Source organism: Roseivivax sp. CAU 1753 (assembly GCF_054482575.1).
This window is the reverse complement of sequence record NZ_JBTLRF010000001.1, coordinates 259465-284821: the sequence shown is the minus strand read 5'-3', so window position 1 is coordinate 284821 and position 25357 is coordinate 259465. Positions and strand designations below refer to the sequence as shown.

General features: G+C 65.3%; 19 protein-coding genes. 5 read left to right on the top strand and 14 right to left on the bottom strand.

Translation table 11 applies throughout. The features are described 5' to 3' along the window. Positions 1-169: 169 nt before the first annotated feature. Together ACXYMN_RS01295 and ACXYMN_RS01290 are read right to left on the bottom strand one after the other, a co-directional pair. Positions 170-853, bottom strand: coding sequence for a fumarylacetoacetate hydrolase family protein (locus ACXYMN_RS01295; RefSeq protein WP_459011572.1), 684 nt, complete (start codon positions 851-853; stop codon positions 170-172). 185 nt (positions 854-1038) lie between these two features. Next, positions 1039-1719 carry a FadR/GntR family transcriptional regulator gene (locus ACXYMN_RS01290; RefSeq protein WP_459011571.1) on the bottom strand — a complete coding sequence of 227 codons (681 nt, stop codon included), beginning with the start codon at positions 1717-1719 and terminating at the stop codon, positions 1039-1041. Positions 1720-1859: 140 nt separating this feature from the next. Between ACXYMN_RS01290 and ACXYMN_RS01285 the strand changes: the two genes are divergently transcribed. From ACXYMN_RS01285 to ACXYMN_RS01265, 5 genes are read left to right on the top strand one after another with little or no spacing between them, the layout of a single operon-like run. Then, positions 1860-2747 (top strand): fumarylacetoacetate hydrolase family protein, encoded by an 888-nt coding sequence (locus ACXYMN_RS01285; protein WP_459011570.1) that lies wholly within the window; start codon positions 1860-1862, stop codon positions 2745-2747. 59 nt (positions 2748-2806) lie between these two features. Then, the gene (locus ACXYMN_RS01280; protein WP_459011569.1) at positions 2807-3835 is read left to right on the top strand and encodes an ABC transporter substrate-binding protein; all 1029 of its coding nucleotides are present in this window, start codon (positions 2807-2809) and stop codon (positions 3833-3835) included. Then, complete coding sequence (locus tag ACXYMN_RS01275) at positions 3832-4641, top strand: ABC transporter ATP-binding protein (RefSeq protein WP_459011568.1); 810 nt, start codon at positions 3832-3834, stop codon at positions 4639-4641. The genes ACXYMN_RS01280 and ACXYMN_RS01275 overlap by 4 nt, the downstream gene beginning before the upstream one ends. After that, positions 4638-5504 (top strand): ABC transporter permease, encoded by an 867-nt coding sequence (locus ACXYMN_RS01270; protein ID WP_459011567.1) that lies wholly within the window; start codon positions 4638-4640, stop codon positions 5502-5504. The genes ACXYMN_RS01275 and ACXYMN_RS01270 overlap by 4 nt, the downstream gene beginning before the upstream one ends. Further along, the gene (locus ACXYMN_RS01265; RefSeq protein WP_459011566.1) at positions 5497-6570 is read left to right on the top strand and encodes an Ldh family oxidoreductase; all 1074 of its coding nucleotides are present in this window, start codon (positions 5497-5499) and stop codon (positions 6568-6570) included. Before ACXYMN_RS01270 ends, ACXYMN_RS01265 begins: the two co-directional genes overlap by 8 nt. A gap of 46 nt (positions 6571-6616) precedes the next feature. Here ACXYMN_RS01265 and ACXYMN_RS01260 read toward each other — a convergent pair whose 3' ends face one another. The 12 genes from ACXYMN_RS01260 to ACXYMN_RS01205 all read right to left on the bottom strand — a co-directional run bounded on the left by ACXYMN_RS01260 (position 6617) and on the right by ACXYMN_RS01205 (position 25335). Continuing rightward, complete coding sequence (locus ACXYMN_RS01260) at positions 6617-9499, bottom strand: FAD-binding and (Fe-S)-binding domain-containing protein (RefSeq protein WP_459011565.1); 2883 nt, start codon at positions 9497-9499, stop codon at positions 6617-6619. 492 nt (positions 9500-9991) lie between these two features. After that, on the bottom strand, positions 9992-11437 hold the full coding sequence (gene cysG / locus ACXYMN_RS01255) for a siroheme synthase CysG (protein WP_459011564.1): 1446 nt from the start codon (positions 11435-11437) through the stop codon (positions 9992-9994). Positions 11438-11451: 14 nt separating this feature from the next. Beyond that, entirely contained in the window at positions 11452-12411 is a 960-nt protein-coding gene (locus ACXYMN_RS01250; protein WP_459011563.1) for a glycosyl transferase family protein, read from the bottom strand. Continuing rightward, positions 12408-15038, bottom strand: a complete 2631-nt coding sequence (locus ACXYMN_RS01245; RefSeq protein ID WP_459011562.1) for a molybdopterin-dependent oxidoreductase — start codon at positions 15036-15038, stop codon at positions 12408-12410. The genes ACXYMN_RS01250 and ACXYMN_RS01245 overlap by 4 nt, the downstream gene beginning before the upstream one ends. Then, entirely contained in the window at positions 15038-15367 is a 330-nt protein-coding gene (gene nirD, locus ACXYMN_RS01240) for a nitrite reductase small subunit NirD (RefSeq protein WP_459011560.1), read from the bottom strand. The genes ACXYMN_RS01245 and nirD overlap by 1 nt, the downstream gene beginning before the upstream one ends. Further along, positions 15364-17796, bottom strand: coding sequence for a nitrite reductase large subunit NirB (gene nirB, locus ACXYMN_RS01235; protein ID WP_459011559.1), 2433 nt, complete (start codon positions 17794-17796; stop codon positions 15364-15366). Before nirB ends, nirD begins: the two co-directional genes overlap by 4 nt. 5 nt (positions 17797-17801) lie before the next feature. After that, positions 17802-19493: an ABC transporter ATP-binding protein gene (locus ACXYMN_RS01230; RefSeq protein ID WP_459011558.1), complete on the bottom strand. Its 1692-nt coding sequence runs from the start codon at positions 19491-19493 to the stop codon at positions 17802-17804. Positions 19494-19498: 5 nt separating this feature from the next. Next, a complete protein-coding gene (locus ACXYMN_RS01225; protein ID WP_459011557.1) occupies positions 19499-20575 on the bottom strand; it encodes an ABC transporter permease in 1077 nt (358 codons plus the stop codon). A 58-nt stretch (positions 20576-20633) separates the two neighbouring features. Further along, the gene (locus ACXYMN_RS01220) at positions 20634-22001 is read right to left on the bottom strand and encodes a CmpA/NrtA family ABC transporter substrate-binding protein (protein WP_459011556.1); all 1368 of its coding nucleotides are present in this window, start codon (positions 21999-22001) and stop codon (positions 20634-20636) included. A gap of 266 nt (positions 22002-22267) precedes the next feature. Next, positions 22268-23440 (bottom strand): ABC transporter substrate-binding protein, encoded by a 1173-nt coding sequence (locus ACXYMN_RS01215; protein WP_459011555.1) that lies wholly within the window; start codon positions 23438-23440, stop codon positions 22268-22270. Next, positions 23437-24021, bottom strand: a complete 585-nt coding sequence (locus tag ACXYMN_RS01210; protein WP_459011554.1) for an ANTAR domain-containing response regulator — start codon at positions 24019-24021, stop codon at positions 23437-23439. The genes ACXYMN_RS01215 and ACXYMN_RS01210 overlap by 4 nt, the downstream gene beginning before the upstream one ends. Positions 24022-24351: 330 nt before the next feature. Then, positions 24352-25335 (bottom strand): YHYH protein, encoded by a 984-nt coding sequence (locus ACXYMN_RS01205; RefSeq protein WP_459011553.1) that lies wholly within the window; start codon positions 25333-25335, stop codon positions 24352-24354. Between the last annotated feature and the right edge of the window lie 22 nt (positions 25336-25357).

The following is a 25357-nucleotide window of genomic DNA, read 5'->3' as shown; positions in this document are numbered from 1 at the left end:
CAAGGGAAACCGCCCATCGGGTCCTTGCACGGCTCAGGTGAAAGGCCACTGCGCGCAGCCGCCGCGCCAGTCGGAACAGGTCCTGCGCTCTCTCGGAAGGCGAGCGCAGAAATGTCGGGCCCGGGGCAAGGCAGGCGACCTTGCCCCGGGCGACCGTGCCTTGCGAGGATCAGACGACCTTGACGGTCAGCGTTCCGACGCCGTCGATCGTGGCTTCCATGACGTCGCCCTTTTCGATCGCGTTCACGCCCGAGGGTGTGCCAGCCATGATGACGTCGCCTGCCGCAAGCTCGAAATACTCCGAGAGATAGGAGATCATTTCCGGCACCTTCCAGATCATCTGGTTCAGGTCACCCTCCTGGCGCAGATCGCCGTTGACCAACAGCGCGATGCGTCCGTGATCGGGATGACCGACTTCGGACACCGGGCGCAGCGGACCGACCGGACCGGAGCGTTCGAAGGCCTTTCCGATCTCCCACGGACGGCCCATCTTTTTTGCCTGGCCCTGCAGATCGCGGCGGGTCATGTCCAGCGATACGCCGTAGCCCCAGACGTAGTCGAGCGCCTTGTCGAGCGGGATGTTCGTGCCGCCGGATTTCAGGCCGACAAGCAACTCGACCTCGTGGTGCACATCCGACGAGTGTGGCGGATAGGGAAACGTGCCCGACGGGTCCAGGTTGTTGGGGTTTTTCTGAAAGAAGAACGGCGGCTCGCGGTCGGGGTCGTGGCCCATTTCGACCGCGTGCGCCGCGAAGTTGCGACCGATGCAATAAACCCGCCGCACGGGAAAGCTGCCACCGTCCCCGGTGGGAATGACATGCACCTGAGGCGCGGGGATGACATGATCGGACATTACTCTCCTCCTGAACGCTGGGTTGCCAAGGATTCGGTCCTTGACCAATTGCGAGATGTTACACGCACCGACTGACACGACGGCACCCGTCTTAGCTTATTCGTGGAAACGGTGCGGCCTTGGCAAGTGGTCGCATCGGCCTGAAGGCCAACCATTTTCCGGATTGGTTCGGTCATCCGGCCATGTCAGTCGCCCTCGGCGACGCTTTCGGGCAGGACGCGGGAATAGACCGACCGAAGGTGACGCCGCATCGCAACGGCCGCACGTTCCCCATGGCCGCCGATGATGGCGGTGACGATATCGTCGTGCTCCTGAAAGCTGCTGTAGGTCTTCGCCGGCCCCAGCGTCTCGCGCGGTTGACCCCAGAGAATGGACCGCCGAACCGAATTCAAGGTGTCGAAGAAATACATGAAAAGCTGGTTCCGCGTGGCCCGCGCGATGGCGTGATGCAGGTTGTTGTCCCATGCCTCGTAGGTGCGCCAGTCGCTCGCGTTCCGACATCGGTCGGCACACAGCCTCATCTGTTCGCAATCGGATTTTCTGGCGTGAATAGCAGCCAGACGGCTGAGTTCCGGTTCGATGGTCAGGCGCACGGCAACCACCTGCGCGGGATTGATCTGGTCGCGCAGATAAAAGATGTCCTGCAGGTTGAGCACCGGTCGCGCACCGACAAATGTACCGCGTCCCACGTGACGCCAGATGCGGCCCTGCGCCTCAAGCTCGGACAACGCCTTGCGCAGCTGGTTGCGCGTGGTTCCCAACCGGTCGCACAGCGCGCGTTCCGGCGGGATCCGGTCGTTGTGCCGGTATCCCGCCGAGTCGATCAGATCCCGAAGCTTTTGCGCGAGGTCGGAATTCGAGGTCATGTTTCGCCCAATTTGATGATTGGTTGATTGATCGAAACGGTAAGACGGCGAAAGATGGATGGAAAGGGGAGACGTGTCAGCGAGTCGCGCATCAAGATGTGCGATCCGCGCGCGACACGAACACGAGGGAGGAGCGCCGAGTGCGATTGGCAACCATTTCCGTGGATGGCGACCCCATCTGCGTCGCGCATCTGTCAGACGGCAGCATGCTGAACTTGTCGCAGGCCGCAGGCTCGATGCAGGCTCTGATCGCGGGCGGACACTCCGCGCTCGATACGGCCCGCAAGCTTGTCGCCGAGGCCGAGGATGGCCAGCATCAGGACAAGGTGATCCGCCAGGGTGTCACGTCGATGGCACCAATCCCGCAACCGCTGAAGAACGTCTTTTGCGTCGGGCGCAACTACGCCGAGCATATCGCCGAAGGCGACCGGGCGCAGAACCAGAAGGTCGGCGTGTCCGAATACCCCGTCTACTTCACCAAGCCGCCGACCGCGATCGTGGCGCCGGACGGCGACATCCTGATCTTTCCGCAGGTGTCGACATCCATCGACTACGAGGTTGAATTGGCCGTGGTCATCGGCACGCCGGGCCGCAACATCTCCAAGGCGGACGCGATGGATCATGTCTTCGGATACACGATCCTCAACGACATCACCGCGCGCGATATCCAGCGCCGCCATGGCGGTCAGTATTTCAAGGGCAAGGGCCTCGACGGCTCCTGCCCGCTCGGTCCGGTCATCGTGACCGCCGATGAAATCGACGACCCGCACAGCCTGTCCATCGGCCTCACCGTCAACGGCGAACAGCGCCAGGACGGCAATACAGACGCGATGATCTTCGACATCCCGACGCTGATCGCGTCGCTGTCGGAGGGCATGACGCTGGAACCGGGCGACATCATCGCTACCGGCACACCGTCCGGCGTCGGCTACGCGATGGACCCGCCGCGCTTCCTCAAGGACGGCGACACGGTCGAATGCAGGATTTCAGGGATCGGCACGCTCAGCAACACTGTTCGGGCCGTATAAAGCCCGCCGCCGCAGAGGAGGCGGCGACAGGCGTCAACACAATCGGGAGGAAACCAACCATGATCAACAGAAGAGCCTTTACCGCGTCATTGCTTGCCGCCGTTCCGGCCACAAGCCTGTTGGGCACATCGGCGCTGGCGCAGGATTTGCGCGACATCACCTTCGTGCAGCCAAGCCCGTCTGCCATCAACTCGTTTCCGGTCTTCGTCGCCATCGGCGAAGGCTATTTCGAGGAAGAGGGCCTGAACGTCAGGGTCGAGGCCATCAACGGCTCGGGCGCGGTGCTACAGGCCCTGTCGGCCGGGCAGGCCCACTTTGGCCGTCCCGGCCCCGGCCCGCTGATCGCGGCGCAGTCGCGTGGTGTGGACGCGGTCCACATCTACAACGTGGCCGCGCGCAGCAACTTCGGCATCGCGGTGCAGCAGGACAGCGAAATCCAGGATATCGAGGGGCTGCGCGGCAAGGTGATCGGCACCGGCACCGCCGATGGCGCCGAGGTCGGCTTTGCCCGCAACGTCATGTCGGGCGCGGGCATGACCGAAGGCGAGGATTACGAATTCCTCACGGTCGGTGACGGCGGCCCGGCAACGGCGGCGTTCCTGAATGGCGAAATCTCCGCCTATTCCGCCTCGACCGCGGACACCGCGATCCTGAACCAGCGTGGCATGCCGGTGCGGGACATCACGCCCGCGGAATTCGGTCGTTTCTTCGGCAACGGGATCGCCACGATGGCCGACACCATCGCGAACGACCGCGCCCTGGTCGAAGCGTGGAGCCGCGCCTTCGCCCGGGGGCATGCCTTCGCGCTGGACGATGCCAACCGCGAAGCGGTGCTTCGGCATCTGGCGGACGGCAACCCCCAGGAAGGCGAGGACAAGGAATTCCAGTCCGCGCTCTTCGATGCGGTCCGGTCCAAGACCGTCCCGACGGACGAGGCCCCGCATCTCGGCTGGTATCCGGCCGAGGTCTGGGAAGAATGGCAGGAGGCGCTGGTGACGGGCGGCGAGATCCCCGGGCCGCTGGAAGATCTGAGCGCGGTGTGGACCAACGAGTTCGCCGCGATCGGAAGCGAGGCCGCGGGCGGATGAACACTGCCGTCGCAACCGACTATTCCGGCGCGCCCCTTGGCGCGCCGGTCTACGAGTTGACGCAGGTCAGCAAGACCTACGCGCGCAACAGTGTGGTCGCGCTGGAAGATGTCAGCCTTACCCTGCGCAAGGGCAGCTTTACCTCGGTCATCGGGTCCAGCGGCTGTGGCAAGTCGACTTTGCTCAAGATCATGGCCGGGCTGATCCCGCCCACCAAGGGGCGGGTGATCCTGCAGCGTCAGCCGGTCACAGGCCCGCGTCGGGACATCGGCATGATGTTCCAGCAGGCCACGCTTTTCCCGTGGAAGACCGCGGTGGAAAACATCGTGCTGCCGATCGAGATCCGCGACGGCAAGGCTGCCGCCAAGAAGGCGATGGACAAGGCCCAGGAACTGCTCGACATCGTCGGTCTGCAGGGCTTTGAAAACGTCTATCCCAACGAGTTGTCGGGCGGCATGGCGCAGCGCGCCTCGATCTGCCGGATGCTGATCACCGAACCGGCGGTCCTGCTGCTGGACGAGCCGTTCAGCGCGCTGGACGAACTTTCGCGCGACATGATGAACATGGAACTGCAGCGGATCTGCATCGAACAGGACGCGACAGCCTTCCTTGTCACCCACTCCATCCAGGAAGCCGTGATCCTCTCGGACGAGATCGTGGTGATGAAACCGCGCCCCGGGCGGATTGCCGAAGTCGTGAAAGTCGATCTTCCCCGGCCTCGGACGCTCGACATGATGACGACACCCAGGTTCGGCGAAATCGTCGACCACATTCGGGGCATGCTGGACAAGGGAGAAGACATGTGACCGAGTATCAGACAAACCTGCCAACAGACACAGAGACGGTGCAGGACACCGTCTGGGAACAGGAAATCGCGTTCATCGATTCGGTGCCGCGCTGGATCGCGATGATCTTCGTCTTCGTGGTCTTCATCGGAACGTGGCAAATGGTGACGAGCTTTGGCCTCGTGTCGCCGATCATCCTGCCGACACCGCTGGAAACGCTGCAAGACATGATCTTTGTCGGCCGGAACCTTGTGACAGGCGGCTACATGCTCGGTGCGCTCTGGATCACCATTCAGGAAGTGATCTATGGCTTCGCCCTGGCCATTGCCATCGGCTTTTCGCTTGGCGTGCTGGTGGGCGAAACCGCCTTCGGGGAAAAGGCCGTGATGCCCTATCTCGTCGCCATCGACACCATGCCCAAGGTCGCCTTCGCGCCGCTTTTTGTGGCCTGGCTGGGCTTCGGCATCGAATCCAAGGTCGCGCTGGCCGCGTTCATCGCGACGTTCCCCATCGTCGTGGGCACCGCGGCGGGCCTGCATGCCGCCGATGAAAACGCGCGGATGCTGTTCAAGACCATGGGCGCCAGCCGGATGCAGACGCTGATCAAGATGAAGCTGCCCACCGGCCTGCCGCAGATCTTCACCGGTCTCAAGATCGGCGCGGTGGGCGTGATGGCGGGGGCGATCACCGGCGAATTCCTTGGCGGCGGCAAGGGCTTTGGCGAATTGATCCGCGTCGCGGCGTCGCAGCTCAACACACCGCGGGTATTCTCGCTGATCCTCTATCTCAGCGTCGTCGGGCTGGTCCTGTACCTCATCGTGCAATGGACGCAACGCCGGGTCGTGTTCTGGCAGAAGGAAACCGTGGGATCGCACGATGGCTGACACCCCCACCATCGCCGTCGAGGCCCTGAGCGACTTCGTCTCCCGCGCGCTGATGGCGCGCGGCGTGCCTCAGACCGACGCCGCCACGGTCGCGGGGCTCATGGTCGAGGCGGATATCTACGGCTACGGCACGCACGGCGTGTTCCGCCTTCGGCAATACCTCGCGCGGCTCGAGGGTGGCGGGTGCAACCCGACGCCGACCGTCTCGGTTGCGCAGCAGACCGTCGCCACGGCGGTGATCGACGGCGATGACGGGCTTGGGCATCTGTCGATGGCCGCCGCCCGCGATCTGGCCATCGAAAAAGCCCGCACTGCCGGGATCGGTTGGGTCGGCGTGCGGCGTGGCAATCACGCGGGACCTCTGGCGCTGTACGTTCGCCCGCAGGCCGAGGCGGGACTGCTGGGCATGGCCGCCGCCGTGGGAAGCGCCAATCATGTGCCGCCCTATGGTGGCACGGACCTGCTGATCGGCACCAATCCGATCGCCTTTTCGGCCCCTGCCAAAGGTCCGGACCCCTTCGTGTTCGACATGGCCACCACCGTCGCCGCGATGGGCAAGATCAAGACACTGCTGCAACAGGGCGAACCGATGCCCGAAGGCTGGATGGTCGGGCGCGACGGCCAACCGCTGACCGATCCGGCGCAGAAGTCCGAAGGCTTCCTGCTGCCGATCGGCGGGGCCAAGGGCTACGGCCTGTCGGTGGCCATCGGCCTGATGGCCGGGGTGCTGAATGGCGCGGCATTCGGGTCGGACGTGGTCGATTTCACCAAAGACACCACCTCGCCCACCAATACCGGCCAGTTTGTCGTGGCGCTCGATCCCAAGGCATTCGGCATCGGCGACGACTTCGCATATCAGGCGGCCCGCGTGTTTGACGAAATGCGCGCCTCGCGCCCCCTGCCCGGCCACGTCCCGGTGCGCCTGCCGGGCGACGGCAAGACCGCCCTCGCCGAGGCGCGGCGTCGGGATGGGCTGACGCTCAACCCCGCGCTTCGCAAGGACCTGAACGCCCTTGCCTCCGATTGCGGGCTGACACCACCCTTCCCGATGGATGCGGCGGGCTGACACCGTCGGTCTGCCGGTCCCGGGCGCGGGCTATGACGCGTATGGATCAAGCGCGCCTGCGGTCATCCAGGGCCTGATCCAGCAACCGGGCGACATGGATGGCCCGACGCGGCGTGCTGCCCGCGATCTGGTGGCGGCAGGATGTGCCATCTGCAACGACGATGGCGTCATCCGGCGCGACGTCAAGCGCCGGGAACAGGTCGAGCGCGCCCATCTTCAGCGAGATGTCGATGGTTTCCGGCCCATAGCCGAAGGCACCGGCCATGCCGCAACATCCGCTCTCGATCAGGGTCACCCTTGCATCGGGAAGACGCCCGAGCAGCTCGATCATCGGGGACACGGCATCCTGCGCCTTCTGGTGGCAATGGCCATGCACGAAGACCGGGCGTTTCACGGGCTTCAGCGGCAGATCGTGCCGGACAAGGAATTCCTCGAAGGTATGGGACGCCGCGGCCAGCGCCTCGGCCTCTGGACCGGGACACAGAGCCGGGAGCTCGTCGCGGAAGGTCAGGATGGAGGATGGCTCCAACCCGACGACGGGCACGCCTCTTGCGATCGCACCCCGCGTCGCGTCGATCACCCGGCCTGCCTCACCGCGGGCCTCGTCCAGGCATCCGATCGCCAGGAAGGTGCGCCCGCAGTCGAGCGCCCGGCCAGAGCCATCCCGAGCCACCGCCACCCGCAGCCCCGCTGCGCGCAGAACGCGCAGGGCGGCGCGCAGGTTTTCAGGTTCGAAATAGCGGTTGAAGACATCCGCAAACAACAAGACGTCGGGGTCCTCGTCCTGCGCCTCGTGGTCCCGGAACGGCGCGGACGACCAGACCGGGAGGTCCCGCCGATGCGAGATGCCGGTCAGCCCTTCACTCCATTTGCGCAGTGGCGCGATCCGGTTGCGCAGGTTCATCAGCCACGCGACCCTGACCACATAGGGTGCGTAGCGCGGCAGGAATCCCACAAGCCTGTCGGCAAGGGTCAGACCGCGAACCTTGCGCCGCGCGGCCAGCACCTCGATCTTCATCCGCGCCATGTCGACGCCCGTTGGGCACTCGCGGCCGCAGGCCTTGCACGACACGCAATATTTCATCGTATCCGCCATCGCGTCCGAGGCCAGCCCGCCGGGCAGCTGCCCGCTGATGGCAAAGCGCAGCGTATTGGCCCGCCCGCGCGTTGCATCGCGTTCGTCGCGGGTCGCGCGGAAGGACGGGCACATGACCCCGCCTTTCAGCTTTCGGCAGGCCCCGTTGTTGTTGCACATCTCGACCGCGCCCTGGAAACCGCCCCCGGCCCCCGGCCAGGCCGACCAGTCCAGCGCGGTCTCGAAGTCGGGAACGGCATAGTCCGGGCGGTAACGAAACAGACGCCGGTCATCCATCGCGGGCGCGTTCACGATCTTGCCGGGGTTCATCAGGCCCGTCGGATCGAAGCGGGTCTTTACCTCTTGGAATGCCGCGACAATGCGCGGGCCAAACATCCGTTCGTGAAATTCCGACCGCACGATGCCATCGCCATGCTCGCCCGAATGAGAGCCCTTGTACCGCTTGACGAGGTCGAACGCCGCTTCGGCGATCGCCCGCATAGTCCTGACGTCGCTGTCCTGCCGCAGGTTCAGTACAGGGCGCACATGCAGGCACCCGACCGACGCATGGGCGTACCAGGTTCCCTTGGTGCCGTGGCGCGCGAAGATCTCGGTCAGGCCCTGGGTATAGTCGGCCAGATCCGGCAGAGCGACGGCGCAATCCTCGACGAACGAGATGGGTTTGCCCGCTGCCTTCATCGACATCATGATGTTCAGACCGGCCTTGCGATACTCGGCGATTGCCCCTTGCAGGGCGTTGTCGACAACGGGAACGACCCCGCCCCACCGGTCCCCGGTGCCGCTGAAGGCAAAGCCCAGATCGCCCATCAGCTCCGACAGCTGCGCAAGTCTTGCCGCGTTTGCAGCGGTGTCGCCATCGGCAAATTCGACCAGCAACAACGCCGCCGGGTCGCCTTCGACGAAGGCGTCGATGGTCTTTCGGAACAGCGGAATGTCGCGCCCGAGACCGATCATCGTGTCATCGACCAGTTCGACCGCCAGCGGCTTCAGGTCGACCAGGTGCTGCGCGGCTTCCATCGCGGCACGGAAGGTCGGGAAGTGGCAGACGCCGGTGACTTTTTCACCGGGCAAGGGGGCCAGCGCCAGCTCCAGCTCGGTGAAATAGGCCAGCGTGCCCTCGGAGCCGACCAGCAGATGCGCCATGTTCACCTCGGGGCCGGTCAGCGCGTCGATGTTGTAGCCGCCAACGCGCCGCAGCAGCTTGGGAAAGCGGGCCGCAATCTCGGACGCCTCGCGGCGGCCCAATGCCCGCATGTCCGCCACCAGATCGCGATAGGCCCCGGGCGTCGGGTCCGTGCCGTCGAACCGCGCCTTCGTCCCGTCCGGCAGGATCGCCGAGATCGCCCGCACATTGTCGCGCATGATGCCGTAGCGCAGGGACTTCCCGCCCGACGAATTGTTCGCCGCCATGCCCCCCAGCGTGCAGCGCGACGCGGTGGAAGGATCGACGGGAAACCACAGGCCGTGCGGCTTCAACGCGCGGTTCAATGTGTCGAGCACCAGCCCCGGCTCGACCCGCGCCCGCAGGGAGTCGACGTCGATTTCGAGGATCCGGTCAAGGTGGCGCGAATTGTCCAGCACGATGGCGTTGTTCACGGTCTGGCCGCATTGCGACGTGCCGCCCCCACGCGGCAACACCGGCACGCCCTGTTCGCGGGCGACGGCCATCGCGGCTTCGATATCCGTCACCGAACGCGGGATCACCACGGCCTCGGGGATCATCTGGTAGATCGACGCATCTGTCGCGTAGCGCGCGCGCGAGGCGGCATCGGTCATGACCTCGCCCGAGACGGCAGAGGCCAGGCGGCTGTGCAGGCGTTCGTTTCTATGCATCGATCCCCCCGGTGGACGCCGTTTGGCCAGCGGCCCGGGGAAGAAGACCTATCCCTGGGCGCATCCGGACTGGTACCGGCGAGCACTGGCCGGGTTTTTCGATCTGGCGATCCGGGGGCGGCTGGTGCCGCGGGTGGACCCATTCCATGACATTCGGCGGGCCTCTGCGGGGCACGACCATGACGCCTGGGCGCCGCGTTCCGCAATCACCATCCCGCAGCATTCCACCACCTCCTCTGCCGCGGCACGATCCGCCGGCAACACGCCCGAAGCGACCACGCCCCGGACCGCGGTCGCCGGAAGGATCACCCGGCTACCGGGTGCCCCTCGGCAGGCTTGCCCCGGCGCACGCCGCGACGCTTGACCCCTTCAAGGACACACGATCGGTCGCAAAAAGACCACCCCACATCGCCCCCAATGTCGCGGGGCGATGGTTGATCATGGGCGGTGGGTCGCACGACCCGTCACCCGAGCACGGAACGCGCAGCCGCGTTACCCGGCGACGGCGCGGGCGTGCCGGGGCAACTTGTGCCCGGTTGGCATGTCTTGCGTCATGTGCGCCGCGATCGGACGTGCGATCCCGGCTTGCGACGGCCATGTGACCAGCAGGACCGCACAGCCGGTTATCGCCATGCTGTCAATCTCGTCCGCCATCGTCGCAACCGAGGCGGAGACATGCCGTTGCCCGGGTTTCGACACATCGACGCAGATATCGACGGGGCTTTGCGGTGGCAGGCCCTGTTTCATGAGTTGCATCGCGAGGCGCGCCGCCTGACGCACGGACATGTAGAAAACCGTTGTCGTGCCGGGGCCGGAATGGCGGGTGCAGTCTGGCAGCGGGTCTTCGGCGCAGCCGGTGCCCGTGGACAGCACCAGAGTATTGGCCACGCCACGTTCCGTCAGGCTGCGCGTCAGGCTTGCTCCGGCGGCGGAGGCGGCGGTGATGCCGGGCACGATCTCGACCGGGATATCTGCCGCGCGGGCGGCCACGATTTCTTCGGTCGCGCGCCCGAAAATGCCCGGATCGCCGGATTTGAGCCGGACGACGCGCCGACCCTTGCACGCCTCTGCCACGATCATGCGGTTGATCCGGTCCTGCGGCCAGCGATTTGCACCGACGTGTTTGCCCACGAAGACCCGTTCGGCATCGCGTCGCGCCAGTTCGAGCACCTCTTCGTCCACGAGCCGGTCATAGAAAATCACATCCGCTTCCTGCAACCGCTCGACCGCACGCAGCGTCAGAAGATCCCGCGCACCGGGGCCTGCGCCGACAAGCGCGATATGCCCGGAATGGCCGCCCGCGTCAGGCACGCGGCCTGCGGCGATGGCCGTCTTGATGGCCCGCGCGGCCTCGCGCTCTGCGCCGCGCACCCAAGTGGCGCGTGGCGCGCCCTTGAAAACCCAGGCCCAGAAGGCGCGGCGCTGCGGCTGCGGGATACTGCGCGCGACGCTGGGGCGCAGCCTGCCCGCCAGGGCCGCAAGCCCGCCAAGGGACTGGGGCAGCAATCGCTCCACCTGGGTCTTGATCTCACGGGTCAGGACAGGCGCCGTGCCTTCGCTGCCGATGGCCACGACTATCGGGTCGCGGTCCACGATCGCGGGTGTGGTGATGTCGCACAGATCCGGTTGATCGACGACGTTCACCGGGCAGCGCGCGGCCTTGGCCAGCGCATGCGCGGCAGCATCCAGCCCCGGGCAACCGGTGCCGACAAAGGCCATGGCGGCGTCTTCGAAGATCTCGGCGGACAAATCGGTCACTTGCGTGACCCGACCGGTTTCGACCAGCCCCTGAAGCTCCTCCTCAAGGTCCCGCGCCACCAGCACAAGCGCTGCGTCGGACTTGAGCAACAGACGGGCCTTCTGCGCCGCCTGTTCACCACCGCCGACGATCACCACGCGGCGGTCGGTGGTCCGGATGAACATTGGAAAGGCTTTCATGGCATTTCTCCTTGTCAGGCCACCCTCGCCATCATGCCGGACGCCCAGAGGTCCCGCGCAACGCGCGCACCGTCGTGAACGCCCAGCGTGTCGAGCGCGAGGGCTGCGGTTCCGGTGATGATTTCGGTTTCAAAGGCGGATGGGGATGCAGGGGTCCACTGCCCGCCGCTCTCCGGATCGGTCAGGCGCCGCGTTTCATCCACGGTTGCGGGGAAACGACGCTCCCACGGGGCACCGGCGCGCAGCCCGAAAGCCGCGATGTCCTTGCTTGGGTGACGTTCGAACTCACCGCCGCCGCCCTTGATCACTGTCAGGTTTTGCCATCCCAGCAATGCGCCCGCATCGGCCTGCAGGAACCGATAGGACGGGTGAAACACCCCTTGCACACTGGCCACCGCAGCGCCGGGGTTCAGCATCCGGCACACCGTATTGACGCAGGATCGCAACCCCAGAACGTCGCGCAGCGTCAACAGCCGAAACAAGGCGGGGTGAAACGCCTCAAGCGGCAGATAGGCAATCCGGTCGCGGTCGAGCAACAAGGCGGCGTCCTGGCGTGATCGTGCGATGCCGATACCGGCGCGGTCCAGCCCGGCCCGCACCTTTGGGTCCGAGCCGTTCCAGCCGTGCAACAGGACGCGGTGGCCGGTCTCTGCGATCAGCTTCGCCGACAGCAGAAACCAGGGCGCACCGCGGGTGCGACCCGCCGCATAGCTGGGCCAGTCCAGATCGGCCCTCGGCAGCCCGGCAGGTCCGGCCTGGGCGGCAAGCCCGGCCTGAGCGGCGGCGGCCAGACCGGCGATCTCCTCTGCCGTTTCGCCCTTCATCCGCAAAAGCATCAGGATCGCGCCCACCGCTTCAGCGGCGGCATCGTCACCAAGCATCAACGACATCGCGTCAAAGGCTTCCTGCTGCGTCAGGGACCGCGACCGGCCCGGACCGCGCCCGAGCGTGCGCACGTGATCGGACAGGCTCATTCCGCGGCCTCGCGGATTTCCACAGACACCAGCAGCTCGGCGATTTCCGGGCGGCACGAGCCGCAGTTCGACCCCGCCCCAAGCGCCGCGCCGATCTGATCGACCGACATCAGGCCCTGGCATTCTATGGCGTCGACAATCGTGTTGACCCCGACCCCAAAGCACGAGCACAGCACCGGTCCGGGGTTCGGCACATCCACCGCGGGACGCCCCGAAAGCGCGTCGGCGACCTCTGTGCCGGGCAAGGACGACAGGTAGTCGCGCATGACGGCCACAGGGGTCGGCGATACGAACAAGGCACCGACCAGCAGGCCGTCGTCTTGCAGCACGATCCGCGCGACGTTGCGCTTTGCGTCGATGATCGAGGACACCTCGGCCTCCGGTGCCGCGAACAGGCGTTTTGCCTCTGCCGACCAGTCCGCGATCGCCACGGCCCCCGCCAGTTCCGCCCGAAACCCCTGCCGTGTCCGGGCCAGAGCCCAGTAATCGCTGGCCAGCGCCATGGGACGGCGCGAAACGGCAAAGCCGTACCAGGCCGCGTCATAGCGGCGGGCGGCAACGACGCTTGCCTTGCTTTCGGGCTGGCACGAGACCGGATCGCATGCCGCCGCCACCAGCGCATCGATCCGCGCGGCGGGCGCCGTCTCTGCGGTCCAGTGCATCGGGGCGAAGACCTGCCCGGGCTGCACAGTATCGGTGATGCGGGCGCGCAGGATGGCGGTGCCGACCGGATTGTGGATCTGCACAAGATCCGCCGGCTGCACATCCAGATCGCGGGCATCGTCGGGGTGGATTTCCAGGAAGGGCTCGGCCAGGTGCGCCGACAGGCGCGGGCTGAGCGCCGTGCGCGTCATGGTGTGCCACTGATCGCGCACGCGCCCGGTGTTGAGCCGGAACGGATAGCGCGGCGAGGCCTTTGCCGCGGGCGGTTTCCACGTGACCGGCAGCATCTGCGCCTTGCCGTCCGCATGGAAGAACTGCCCGTCCGCGAAAAAACGCCCGCCACGACGTTGGCTCGTGATTGGCCAGCGCTGCGGGGCAAAATCCGCATATTCGGTATTTGACAGCTCCGCGAGCGCGGAGATATCGAAGTCCCGCCCGAATTGACCGGCGATGCCCGACAGCGCTGCATGTTCGCGGAAGATCTCGGCCTCGTTGGCGTAGTCGAAGGCCGGGCCAAACCCCATGCGCCTGCCCACCTCGGCGAGAATGGCCCAATCGGGACGGGCCTGACCGGGGACCGGCAGGACCTGGCGCTGGCGGCTGATGGTTCTGTCCGAATTGGTGACGGTACCGTCCTTTTCCGCCCAGGCGGTCGCGGGCAGCAGCACATCGGCCAGCCGCGCGGTATCGGTGCGGTCGGTGATGTCGCTGACCACCGTGAACGGACAGGCGGCGATGGCATCGCGCACGGCGTCGGCGTCGGGCATGGACACCGCGGGGTTGGTGTGAATGATCCACAGCGCCTTGACGCGTCCATCGGCCACGGCGTTGAACATGTCGACGGCTTTCAGGCCCGGGGCGGCTGGCACCGTTGGCGCCTTCCAGAAATCCCGGACGGCGGCCCGGTGATCGGCATTTTCCAGATCCAGATGACAGGCCAGCATGTTGGCCAGCCCCCCCACCTCGCGCCCGCCCATGGCATTGGGTTGGCCGGTCACCGACAAGGGGCCACACCCCGGCCTGCCGATGCGCCCGGTCGCGAGATGGCAGTTCACGATGGCGTTGACCTTGTCCGTCCCCGAGGTGGACTGGTTCACGCCCTGGGAAAAGATCGTCACCACCTTTTCGTTGCGCATCCACAGATCGCAGAACGCCTGGATGTCCGCCTCGGGCAATCCGGTCGGCGCGGTGCTGTCCGACATTGCCGCCCGCAGGGCCGCGTCAAACCCGTTGGTCCGGGCGATGAAGGCGACGTCCAGCGCCCCGCCTTCGTAATTCGACACCAGCAAACGGTTGAACAGCGCCACGTCCGACCCCGGTTGCAGGGCCAGATGCATATCTGCGCCGTCGCAACTGGCGGTGCGGCGCGGGTCGATGACGACGATCCGGGTGCCGCGCGCCGTGCGGGCGCGAAGCAGGCGCTGATACAGCACGGGATGGCACCACGCGAGGTTGGATCCGACCAGCACGACCAGATCGGCCGCGTCTATGTCGTCATAGGTACCCGGCACCGTGTCGGTGCCGAACGCCCGCTTGTGTCCCGCGACCGACGAGGCCATGCACAGCCGCGAATTGGTGTCGATATTGGCCGAGCCGATGAAACCCTTCATCAGTTTGTTGGCGACATAGTAGTCTTCGGTCAAAAGCTGACCGGACACGTAAAACGCCGCGCTGTCTGGCCCGTGCTCGGCGATTGTTTGTGAAAACCGGTCCGCGACGGTCTGCAATGCGACATCCCATGGCGCGTCCGATCCGTCCACGCGCGGGGCCAGCAACCTCTGTTCAAGACCCACGGTTTCGCCGAGCGCCGCACCCTTGGAACACAGCCGTCCGAGATTGGCGGGATGATCCGGGTCGCCGCGCACGATCAGACCGCCCTCCCCGTCCGGGCGCAACAAGACCCCGCAGCCCACCCCGCAATAGGGGCAGGTCGAGCGTGTTTCCGGCAGGCCCGCGCCGTCCATCACGCCGCACTCCTGGCCGCAAGCGTGGTGGCGTCGATCAGGATGCGCCCGTCCCTGACCTGCACCTCGAACGTGTCAATCGCGCCGTCTTCGCCATTGGCTTGCCCGGTGTTCAGATCGAATACCCAATTGTGCAGCGGGCAGGTCACGGACTGCCCGTGCACGATGCCTTCGGACAAGGGGCCGCCCTTGTGCGGGCACCGGTCCGTTGCGGCAAAGACCTCGTCCGGGCCGGTGCGAAAGATCGCCACGCATCCCAGGTCGGTCTTGATCCTGCGCGCCCCGCGCAGGGGGATGTCGGCGACAGGGCCTATGTCAATCCAGCTCATTCCGCGGCCTCCAGTGTCAGATCGGCAATCGGCTGGTATTGGCCAGCATCCCTGGCCTGCGCCGCCCAGGGATCCGTGCGATAGATGGATTGCGACACCTCGAAGGCGGCGATCAGGCGGGCGCGTTCATCCGGATCGTCGACCACGCGCGCCTTGACCCAGTCGAGCCCCACCTTCGCGACCCACTTGTAGGCCCGGTCCAGATACCTGGCGTTCTCGCGGTATAGCTGGACGAAGGCGACGGTGACGTCGATCGCCTCCTGCTCTGTCGCGACATCGCAAAGCCGTTCGGTTTCCTTCAGGTCCATCCCGGCGGCCCCCGCGACGCCAACCTGATAGCCGCTGTCGACGCAGATGATGCCCACATCCTTGCAGGTCGCCTCGGCGCAGTTGCGCGGGCACCCCGAGACGCCAAGCTTGACCTTGTGCGGCGTCCACGACCCCCAGAGCGTCTGCTCGAGCTTGATGCCGAGCCCGGTGCTGTCCTGGGTTCCAAAGCGGCAGTGATCGGTGCCGACGCAGGTCTTCACGGTGCGCAGACCCTTGGAATAGGCATGCCCCGACACCAGCCCGGCCCTGTTCAGATCGGCCCAGATATAAGGCAGATCCTCGCCGCGCACGCCCAGCAGGTCGATCCGTTGGCCGCCCGTGACCTTGACGGTCGGCACATCGTACTTGTCCGCCGCATCCGCGATGGCGCGCAATTCATCGGCGTTGGTGATGCCGCCCCACATGCGCGGCACGACGCTGAAGGTGCCGTCCTTCTGGATGTTGGCGTGCTTGCGTTCATTGACAAAGCGGCTTTGCGGATCGTCGCGATACGCCAGCGGCCAGTCCGCGAGCAGGTAGAAATTCACCGCCGGGCGGCAGACGTGACAGCCGTTGCGGGTTTTCCAGCCCAGTTCCTGCCAGACCGCATCCTGCGAAGTCAGTTCCTGCGACTTGATCAGGCGGCGCAGGTCCTCGTGGGTCAGATCGCAACAGCCGCAGATCGGCTGCGCCGTGGGCATCTCGAACGCGTCGCCCAGCGTGACCTGCAACAGCTGTTCGACCAGCCCGGTGCAGGTGCCGCAGGACGCGCTGGCCTTGGTCTGCGCCTTGACAGCGCCCAGATCGGCCGCGCCCGCACCGATGGCGTCGACGATGGTGCCTTTGCAAATGCCGTTGCAGCCACAGATTTCCGCGTCACGCGGCAATGCTGCAACGGCTGAGAGAGGGTCCACCGAGGCCCCCCCCTGAAAGGCCGGGCCAAAAATCAGCGTCTCGCGCATCTCGTCGATCTCGGTGCCGTCCTTGATCAGCTGGAAGAACCAGTTGCCGTCGGCGGTATCGCCATACATCACGGCACCGATCAGCCGGTCACCCTCGATCACCAGCCGCTTGTAGACACCCTTGCCGGGATCGCGCAGGACGATGTCCTCGCGGCCCTCGGCGTCGGCAAAATCGCCGGCGCTGAACAGGTTGCACCCGGTGACCTTCAGCTTGGTCGCGGTGTCCTTGACGACGAAGGCATCGGGCTTGCCCATCAGCGTCTGCGCCAGAACCCTGGCCTGATCGTAGAGCGGTGCGACCAGCCCGAAGAGATGGCCGTCGAATTCCACGCATTCCCCAACCGCAAGGATGTCCGGGTCGGAGGTCTGCATCTGCGCGTTGACCTCGATACCGCGGGCCACCTCCAGACCGGCATCGGTGGCCAGCCGCGTCTCGGGCCGGATGCCGACGGCCATGACGACCAGATCGGCCGGCAGGGTTTCATCACCCTCGAGCAATACCGCCTCGACACGACCATCGCCGATAATCGCCCTGGTCGAGGCCTGGGTGCGGATAGTGATGCCCCGGCTTTCCAGATCCCTGCGCAGCAGATATCCCGCCGCCTCGTCCAGCTGGCGCTCCATCAGATGGCCCATCAGGTGCACCACGGTGACGTCCATGCCGCGCTCGGCAAGTCCGGCCGCCGCTTCCAGCCCCAGCAGCCCGCCACCGATCACCACGGCCTTGCCGCCCTTGTCGGCGGCGTCGATCATGGCGTTGGTGTCATCGAGATCGCGGTAGGTGATCACGCCGGGCAGATCCTTGCCCGGCAACGGAATGATGAACGGCGCCGAACCGGTGGCGATGATCAGCTTGTCATAGGGCGCATGGCCGTGCTGCGCTTCGACAACCTTCATTTCAGGATCGATCCGGACCACGTGTTCGCCAAAACGGCATGTCACGCCATGCGCGGCATACCAATCGTCGTCATGGGTCACGATGTCCTGGTAGGTCTGCTCTCCGGACAGGACCGGGGACAGCATGATGCGGTTGTAGTTGCCGCGCGGCTCGGCGTTGAACAGCGTGATATCGAACGCATCCGGTGCGTTTTCGACAAGCTGCTCGATCACCCTGCCAGAGGCCATGCCCGCGCCGATGATAACCAGTCTCTCTTTCATGGGGGTCACTCCGCTGCGACGGCCGTGGGGGCCTTGACTGTCGGTTTCGCCTTGGGCCTTGCGCCGTGCTCGTATTCCTCAAGGAAATCGAGCACTTCATGGCGGTATTGGTAGTAGTCGGGATGCTCCAGCAGCGCCTTGCGGGTCCGCGGGCGCGGCAGGTTCACATCGACGATCTTGCCGATGGTGGCTTGCGGCCCGTTGGTCATCATCACCACGCGATCCGCCAGCAAGATCGCCTCGTCCACGTCATGGGTGACGCAGATCGCGGTCACCTTGGTGCGCGACCACACCTCCATCAGCACTTCCTGCAATTCCCAGCGCGTCAGGCTGTCCAGCATCCCGAAGGGTTCATCCAGCAGCAACAGCTTGGGGCTGAGCGCAAAGGCCCGCGCGATGCCGACGCGCTGTTGCATCCCGTTCGACATGGCGCTGGCGGGCTTGTCCATCGCATCCGCCAGACCCACCCGTTCCAGGTAATACTCCACCACGTCCTGCCGTTCGGCCCGGCTGGCGCGCGGGTAGACCTTGTCGACACCGATGGCGCAGTTTTCGCGGGCGGACAGCCACGGGAACAGGTTGGGCGACTGGAACACCACCGCGCGTTCGGGGTCGGCGCCTTCCACATGGCGGCCATCCAGCTTGATTGCGCCCTTCGAGATCGCGTTCAGCCCTGCGGCCATGGTCAGCACCGTGGACTTGCCGCAGCCCGAGTGACCGATGAGCGAGATGAACGCGCCGCGGTCGATCTTGAGGTCGAAATCCTCGACCACGGTCAGCGGTCCCTTGGGCGTGCGATAGACCTTGTGCAACTGCGAGAAATCCAGAAAGCGGTCGTCGATCAGGCCCTGTTGCGCGTCCTTGACCGCCGCTGGCACACCGTGGATCGGGGTGACATCGGGCAATTCCCGCGCGCCTTCGACCTTGGCCTCGATCCCGACATCCATCAGGTATTTCGTGACATCGGCCCGCAGACGCTTGAAGGCGTCGTTGGTGTTCATCTCGATCCGGTCGCGGGGGCGCGGTATGGCGACCTCGAAGGCGTCGCTCAACGTGCCGTCGGGGTTCAGCGCGATGATCCTGTCGGCAAGGATGATCGCCTCATCCACGTCGTTTGTGATCAGCACGCAGGTTTTCCTGTCAGCCTCCCAGATCCGCTCGATCTCGTCCGCCAGATTGGCCCGGGTCAGCGCATCGAGCGCCGACAGGGGCTCGTCCAGCAGCAGCATCTCGGGGTTCATCGCCAGGGCGCGCGCCACGTTGACCCGCTGGCGCATCCCGCCCGAAAGCTCGGCCGGGCGGCGCGTCGCGGCATGGGACAGGCCAACCATCGATACGTAATGGGCAACCTTGTCGTCCTTCTCTCTGGCCGACAGGCCGGGAAAGACCGTATCCACCGCAAGCCGCACATTGCCGTTCACCGTCAGCCACGGCATCAGCGAATAGCTCTGGAAGATCACGCCGCGTTCGGGGCTTGGCTCCTTGATCGGCGCGCCCTTGAAGGTGGCGGTGCCCGTGGTCGGGCTGTCCAGACCCGCCATCAGGTTGATCAGCGTCGTCTTGCCGGAGCCGGAAAAGCCAAGCAAAACCAGGAACTCGCCCTCTTTCACGTCAAGGGTGATATCGTTCAGCACATCGGTGCGGTGCAGCCCGGACCCATAGCTTTTCGAAACGTTTTCAAGTGTCAGAATGCCCATGTCGATCACCGGTTGTTCGTGAAGGTGAACAGCGACTGCAGCGCGTACATCACGCGGTCCAGCATGAAACCGATGATGCCGATGGTCAGAACCGCCACCATGATCTTGGCCAGCGATGACGAGCTGCCGTTCTGGAACTCATCCCAGACGAACTTGCCGAGGCCCGGGTTTTGCGCCAGCATCTCGGCGGCGATCAGCACCATCCAGCCCACCCCGAGCGACAGCCGGAGCCCGGTGAAGATCAGCGGCAGTGCCGAGGGCAGGACCAGCTTTGTGATCTTCGTATAGGTGTTCATCTTCAGAACCTTGGAGACGTTCACCAGATCCTTGTCGATGCTGGCCACACCCAGCGCGGTGTTGATCAGCGTGGGCCAGAGCGAACACAGCGTCACGGTGATCGCCGACACCAGAAAGGACTTGGCGAACAGCCCGTCATTGGTCGCGTAGATGGCGGACACGATCATCGTCACGATCGGCAGCCATGCCAGCGGCGAGACCGGTTTGAAAATCTGGATGATCGGGTTCAGCGCGGCATTTGCATAAGGCGACAGGCCCGCGGCGATCCCCAGGGGAATGGCCACCACGCTGGCGATCAGAAACCCGAAGAACACGGTCTTGATCGACGTCCAGATCTGCGCGTAGTAGCTGGGTGCGCCGGTATATGCGCGCTCGATCGGCTCTTTGCCCTGTTCGACGCGGCGTTCGTTCAAGGCTGCGACCTGTTGCTGGAACTGGTCCCGGCTTGCCGCCTTGGCCCGCGCGTCCTGGTGCAGGTTGACCGCCTCTTCCCAGACCTGCGCAGGCCCCGGCACCGCCCCCAGTGACGTTTGCACGGTGGGCGCAAGCGCCCCCCACAGCGCAAGAAAGCCGACGATCGCCAGAAGCGGCACACCGAGAAGGCGCCAGATTTCAGACACCTGCGCCCGTGGATTGTCCCCCGCGGCGGCCCTCAGGATCGGGGTGATCCAGGACAGGCCAAGGACCTGGAACCATTTGTCGGCGGAATTGATGCGGGTAAAGCGGCGCTCGCGGCGCGCCTCGACGTCGGCCACTGCCTGAAAATTCGGGTCTGCGGTGCTCATGAACCTGTCTCCTGAATGTGTGCGCGCGGACAGCAAGGCCACCCGCGCGAGGGGGCGGTCAGCCCTGGACCGCGTCGCCGACGACAACCTGATCGCCCTTCAGGCCGATCGGCAGGCTGTCGAGATAGGCGTTCGGCGCGCGCCCGTCGTAGGGGATGCCATCGATGATGTCGGCGGCAGGTGTGGGGTCCTTGTAGCCGTCGCTGTCCCAGGGGAAATCCGCCTCGACGGCGAGGCCTTCATCGACAAGGCTGCGCGCCGCATCGAGGTAGATATCCGGGCGATAGACGCTTTCGGCCACGTCCCTGAACCATTCATCGGTCTGGGGCTCGGCGATCTGTCCCCAGCGGCGCATCTGCGTCAGGTACCAGATGGCGTCCGAGTAGAACGGATAGGTGGCGTTGTAGCGGAAGAAGACGTTGAAGTCGGGGATCTCGCGGACATCGCCCTTTTCGAATTCGAAGGTCCCGGTCATCGAGTTGGCGATCACTTCCCGATCCGCGCCGACATATTCGGGACGGCTGAGGATCGCGACGGCCTCTTCGCGGTTGGCGTTGTCGTTCTCATCCAGCCAGATGGCGGCGCGGATCAACGCGCGGGTCAGCGCCTTGGTGGTATTCGGATGGTCTTCGACGAAGTCGGCCGTCAGACCAAAGACCTTTTCGGGATTGTTGCGCCAGAGCTGGTAGTCGGTGATGACCGGAACGCCGATGCCCTTGAACACGGCCTGCTGGTTCCACGGCTCGCCGACACAATACCCGTGGATCGTGCCCGCCTCGAGCGTCGCGGGCATCTGCGGCGGCGGGGTCACCGACAGGAAGACATCCGCATCGATCTGTCCGGTGATGTTCTCGGGGCTGTAATAGCCCGGCTTGATCCCGCCGGCCGCAAGCCAGTAGCGCAGTTCGTAATTGTGCGTCGAGACCGGAAACACCATCCCCATGTTGAAGGGCTCGCCCTTGGCATTGAATTCCTCGATTACCGGGACAAGCGCCTCGGCCGATATCGGGTGCTGCGGGCGGCCATCATCCATCGACGGGATATGCGGGCGCATCATGTCCCATACGGTGTTCGACACGGTGATGCCGTTGCCGTTCAGGTCCATCGAAAAGGGCGTGACGATATGCGCCTGGGTGCCGTACCCGATGGTCGCGGCCAGCGGCTGACCTGCCAGCATGTGCGCGCCGTCCAGTTGTCCGTCGATCACGCCGTCAAGCAGCACTTTCCAGTTCGCCTGCGCCTCGAGCGAGACGAACAGACCTTCATCCAGAAAATACCCCTGCTCATAAGCCACGGCCAGCGGCGCCATGTCGGTCAGCTTGATGAAACCGAAGGTCAGTTCGTCTTTTTCCAGATCGAGCAGTTCGGCGAAGGATGGGCTTGCCAGCGCGGTTGTGGCGGCGAGACCAAGAAGGAGGGTTTTCATGGATTGTCCTTTACATGGCTCCGGCTCCCGAAGGCGTGGGCCGGGCAAAAACGAAAAAAGGCCGATCACTGACCGCCGAAGACCTCGGCGGAAAGAGAGCGACCTTGCTCAGTCAGTCCCAGACAGCGGGATGAATTTTCGGCAGAACCTACGCCATTGCAGGTATGACCCGACGATGCTGCGTTGCGGCGAAAACCAAAAGCGGAATTTGCCGGAGGTCCCGAAAAACGCAGGGCCATGCACGGTCTTGCCTAACAGATAAGCAGTTATGACCCTTCGGGATCGTAAATTCGGGCATCGAAGAAACGATTGGGCAGCAGGGTGAGCGCACCACCGGCCGAGGCAACCGCCGTTGCATGTCGAATCGCGCCCTCCACCTTTTCCGACGCGCCCGGCATGTCATGGCCCGCCGCGCCCAGATGTTCCCGGTGCAGGTCGGACCGGAACACCTGGGCCGCCCGATCGAGATGGTCCGGGGCATCCAGCCCGTGAAATTGCTGCAATTGCCGGGCGATCCACTTGGCCTGACTGCGCCACGGAAAGTTGGCAGCCCCGTGATGAAATTCGACAAACCCGTCGACCTGTCGCTGCTCGCCGCGCGCGGAGATGGTCAGGTGCCCGGACAAGGCCCGGTCGATCAGTTCGGACGGCACGTCGAGATAGGCCTTGCGCGCCAGAAGATCGCTGGCCGTCGCGTGCACCTCGGGATTGGCCAGCCACCGCCCCGACCGCCACGTGGCCCGCATCAGACGGCCCAGCAGGTCCGGTTCGGTTTCAGCCCAATCGGTGCGGACGGCCAGAACCTTTTCCGGCGCGAAACTCCAGATCGCCTTGCCCGGCAGCAACAGCGCGCCGACGCCCTGATCGACCGCGACCGATCCCCAGGGCTCGCCCACGCAGAAGGCGTCTATGTCTCCGGCCTCGAGCGCGCTGGCCATCAACGGCGGCGGAACCGTTCGGATGACAATGCCGTCTTCGCCCAGGGGCGTTGCACGGCTCCAGTAGCGCAGCAATTCGACATGCATGGAAAACGGAAACGGCACGCCGAACACGACCGGCCCGTCGCGGACCTGCGCCAGCGCCTCGGCTGCCCCGGCCGCGTCGGTGAAGTCGAACCCGTAGCCCTGCGCGCGCAACCGCGCTTCCAGCGGTGTGCCGATCCCCATGACGTCGCCGTTCACGGACAGAACCGACACCGCCGACAGGGCCGTCGATACACCGCCCAGACCCATCGCCATCGCCACCGGAACGGGCGCCAGCATATGTGCCGCGTCCACCCGCCCGAAGGCCAGCATATCGCGCACCGACGACCAGGACGGTGCCGCGACCAGATCCAGCGCGATGCCCTCGGCTTCGGCAAAGCCCATCTCCTGGGCGATGATCAGGGGCGCTGCATCGACAAGCGGGATGTAGGCGACAGGAACCGAAACCACGCTCATCCCAAAAGCCCCGAGGCGGTCACCAGCGCTTCCGCGACATCCGCCACGCGCCGCCCCTGATCCATGGCGGTCTTGCGCAAGAGGGCATAGGCGGCATCCTCGTCAATGCCCTTGGCCTTCATCAAGAGCCCCTTCGCGCGGTCGATCACCTTGCGCTCTTCCAGCGCGCGCCGCGTTTCGGCCAGCTCGTTGCGCATCTGTCGCACCATGGCAAAGCGCGCGATGGCGGTGTCCATCACCGGCTTGATCCGCGCGGGCGACAGCCCGTCGACAACATAGGCCGACACACCCGCCTCGATCGCCGACCGCGCCAGACCGCCGGCGGCGGCCGAGACGAACATGGCAACCGGGCGCTCCAGCGGGCCGGACGCCAGGGTGAGTTCCTCCATCATGTCGCGGGTCGGATTGTCGATATCGATGAGCACGATGTCGGGGGCATGGGCCGCGATTTTCCGGGCAAGACCGCTGGAATTGCCCACGATGAAGACATCGCAGTCGCACGCATCCCTGAGCGCATCGACAATCGCAATCGCCCGATCGCGGTCTTCTTCGACGACAACAATGGTAAGCGTCTGAGCCATTGTCGCTCAATGATATGAGGACACGGCGGTACGCAAGAGCCTGGCCCCGCAAATGACCCCGGTCCGCGTTTCCGGACTGTCTTATCCGCAGATTGCCTGTTTATTCATCGGATTGGTCGGGGCGCACCGCGTCACCCCCGTCTCGTCGCATGTCGCGCGAAGGGCCGTTCCTGCCAGCCGCCGGGAGCGGATCACGCCGTCTCGTCCTCAGCGTGGCTGTCGCGTACCTGCGACAGGGTTGGTGCAAGCGCGAAAAGCGCCGCTGCGCGCGATCGGTGCATGACGGTCCTTCCGATGCCCGGAACTTTCGTGCCGCCTTGCCCGAGCCGATCATGGCCGGGGTCTGCGGACCGAGGCATCGCAGGTGCCGTCCGCGTCGTCCAGCGTGCAGCCGGTCTCGGCCGAAAGACAGCCGAGGATCGCATTCGAGCCCGCTTCGCCGACGTGGTAATGATAGCTGCCATCCCCGGCGTCGTGTCCGTTGCATTGGTCGAGGCCCGTTGGTGCGGACCCATCGGCCATGAGGTGTGGCAGGATCGCGAAGCCATCCATGGCGATACCGATCTGCCTGCCATGACCGTCGGTCTCCGCCGCATCCGGCGCGCCATCGAGGCAATCGGTGACGGCATGATAGTGATAGCCGACGAAGGGATTCACATGCCCGCCGCAATCGTCGAAGGGGGCTATGGTATAGGCCCCGAGGATCGCGTCGACCGGGGCCGGGCCGTCAAGCCGCACGCCGTTATAAGCCACGCCCGAGCCGGTCATGTTGGTGGGCGCTTGCCGCTCTGTCGCGACCGGTTCAAACGGCAGAACGTAGGTCACGACCGCCTCCTGGGGCAGCGTTTCGGGCAGGCACTGGACGCAATAGTTCTGATAGGCAGGATCGACGTCGGGGCGTGCCGCGGCCTGGCATTCCTCAAGTGTCCCGGTGTAGCGGATGTCACCTGTTCCGGGCTCGTACAGCTGCCAGTTGGTGTCGCCGTAAACCTCGGCAAGCCGCGTGATGAAATCGCCGTCCACGTCGACCGTGTCACCGTCGAGAAACCAGATACCGCCCGCCTCCGGGCCGTCCGAAACATGGGTCGGGCACCAGGGACCCGGCGCGTAGGTCTGCGGATCGGCGGCCAGGGTGATCTGGAAGCACTCCGTCCGGGTGCCTTCGGACAGCGTGCAGGTCACGACCTTTGGCCCGGCTACCACGTCGGCGGTCGCAAAGAACGCAGAGATACCGGCCAGACGCGCGTCGGTCTGGGCAGAGGCACCCGTGCCTGCTGTCGCAAGCAGGAGTGCAGTCAGGGCTGTGCGGGTCATGTGGCTTTCCTTCTGGCGGTTC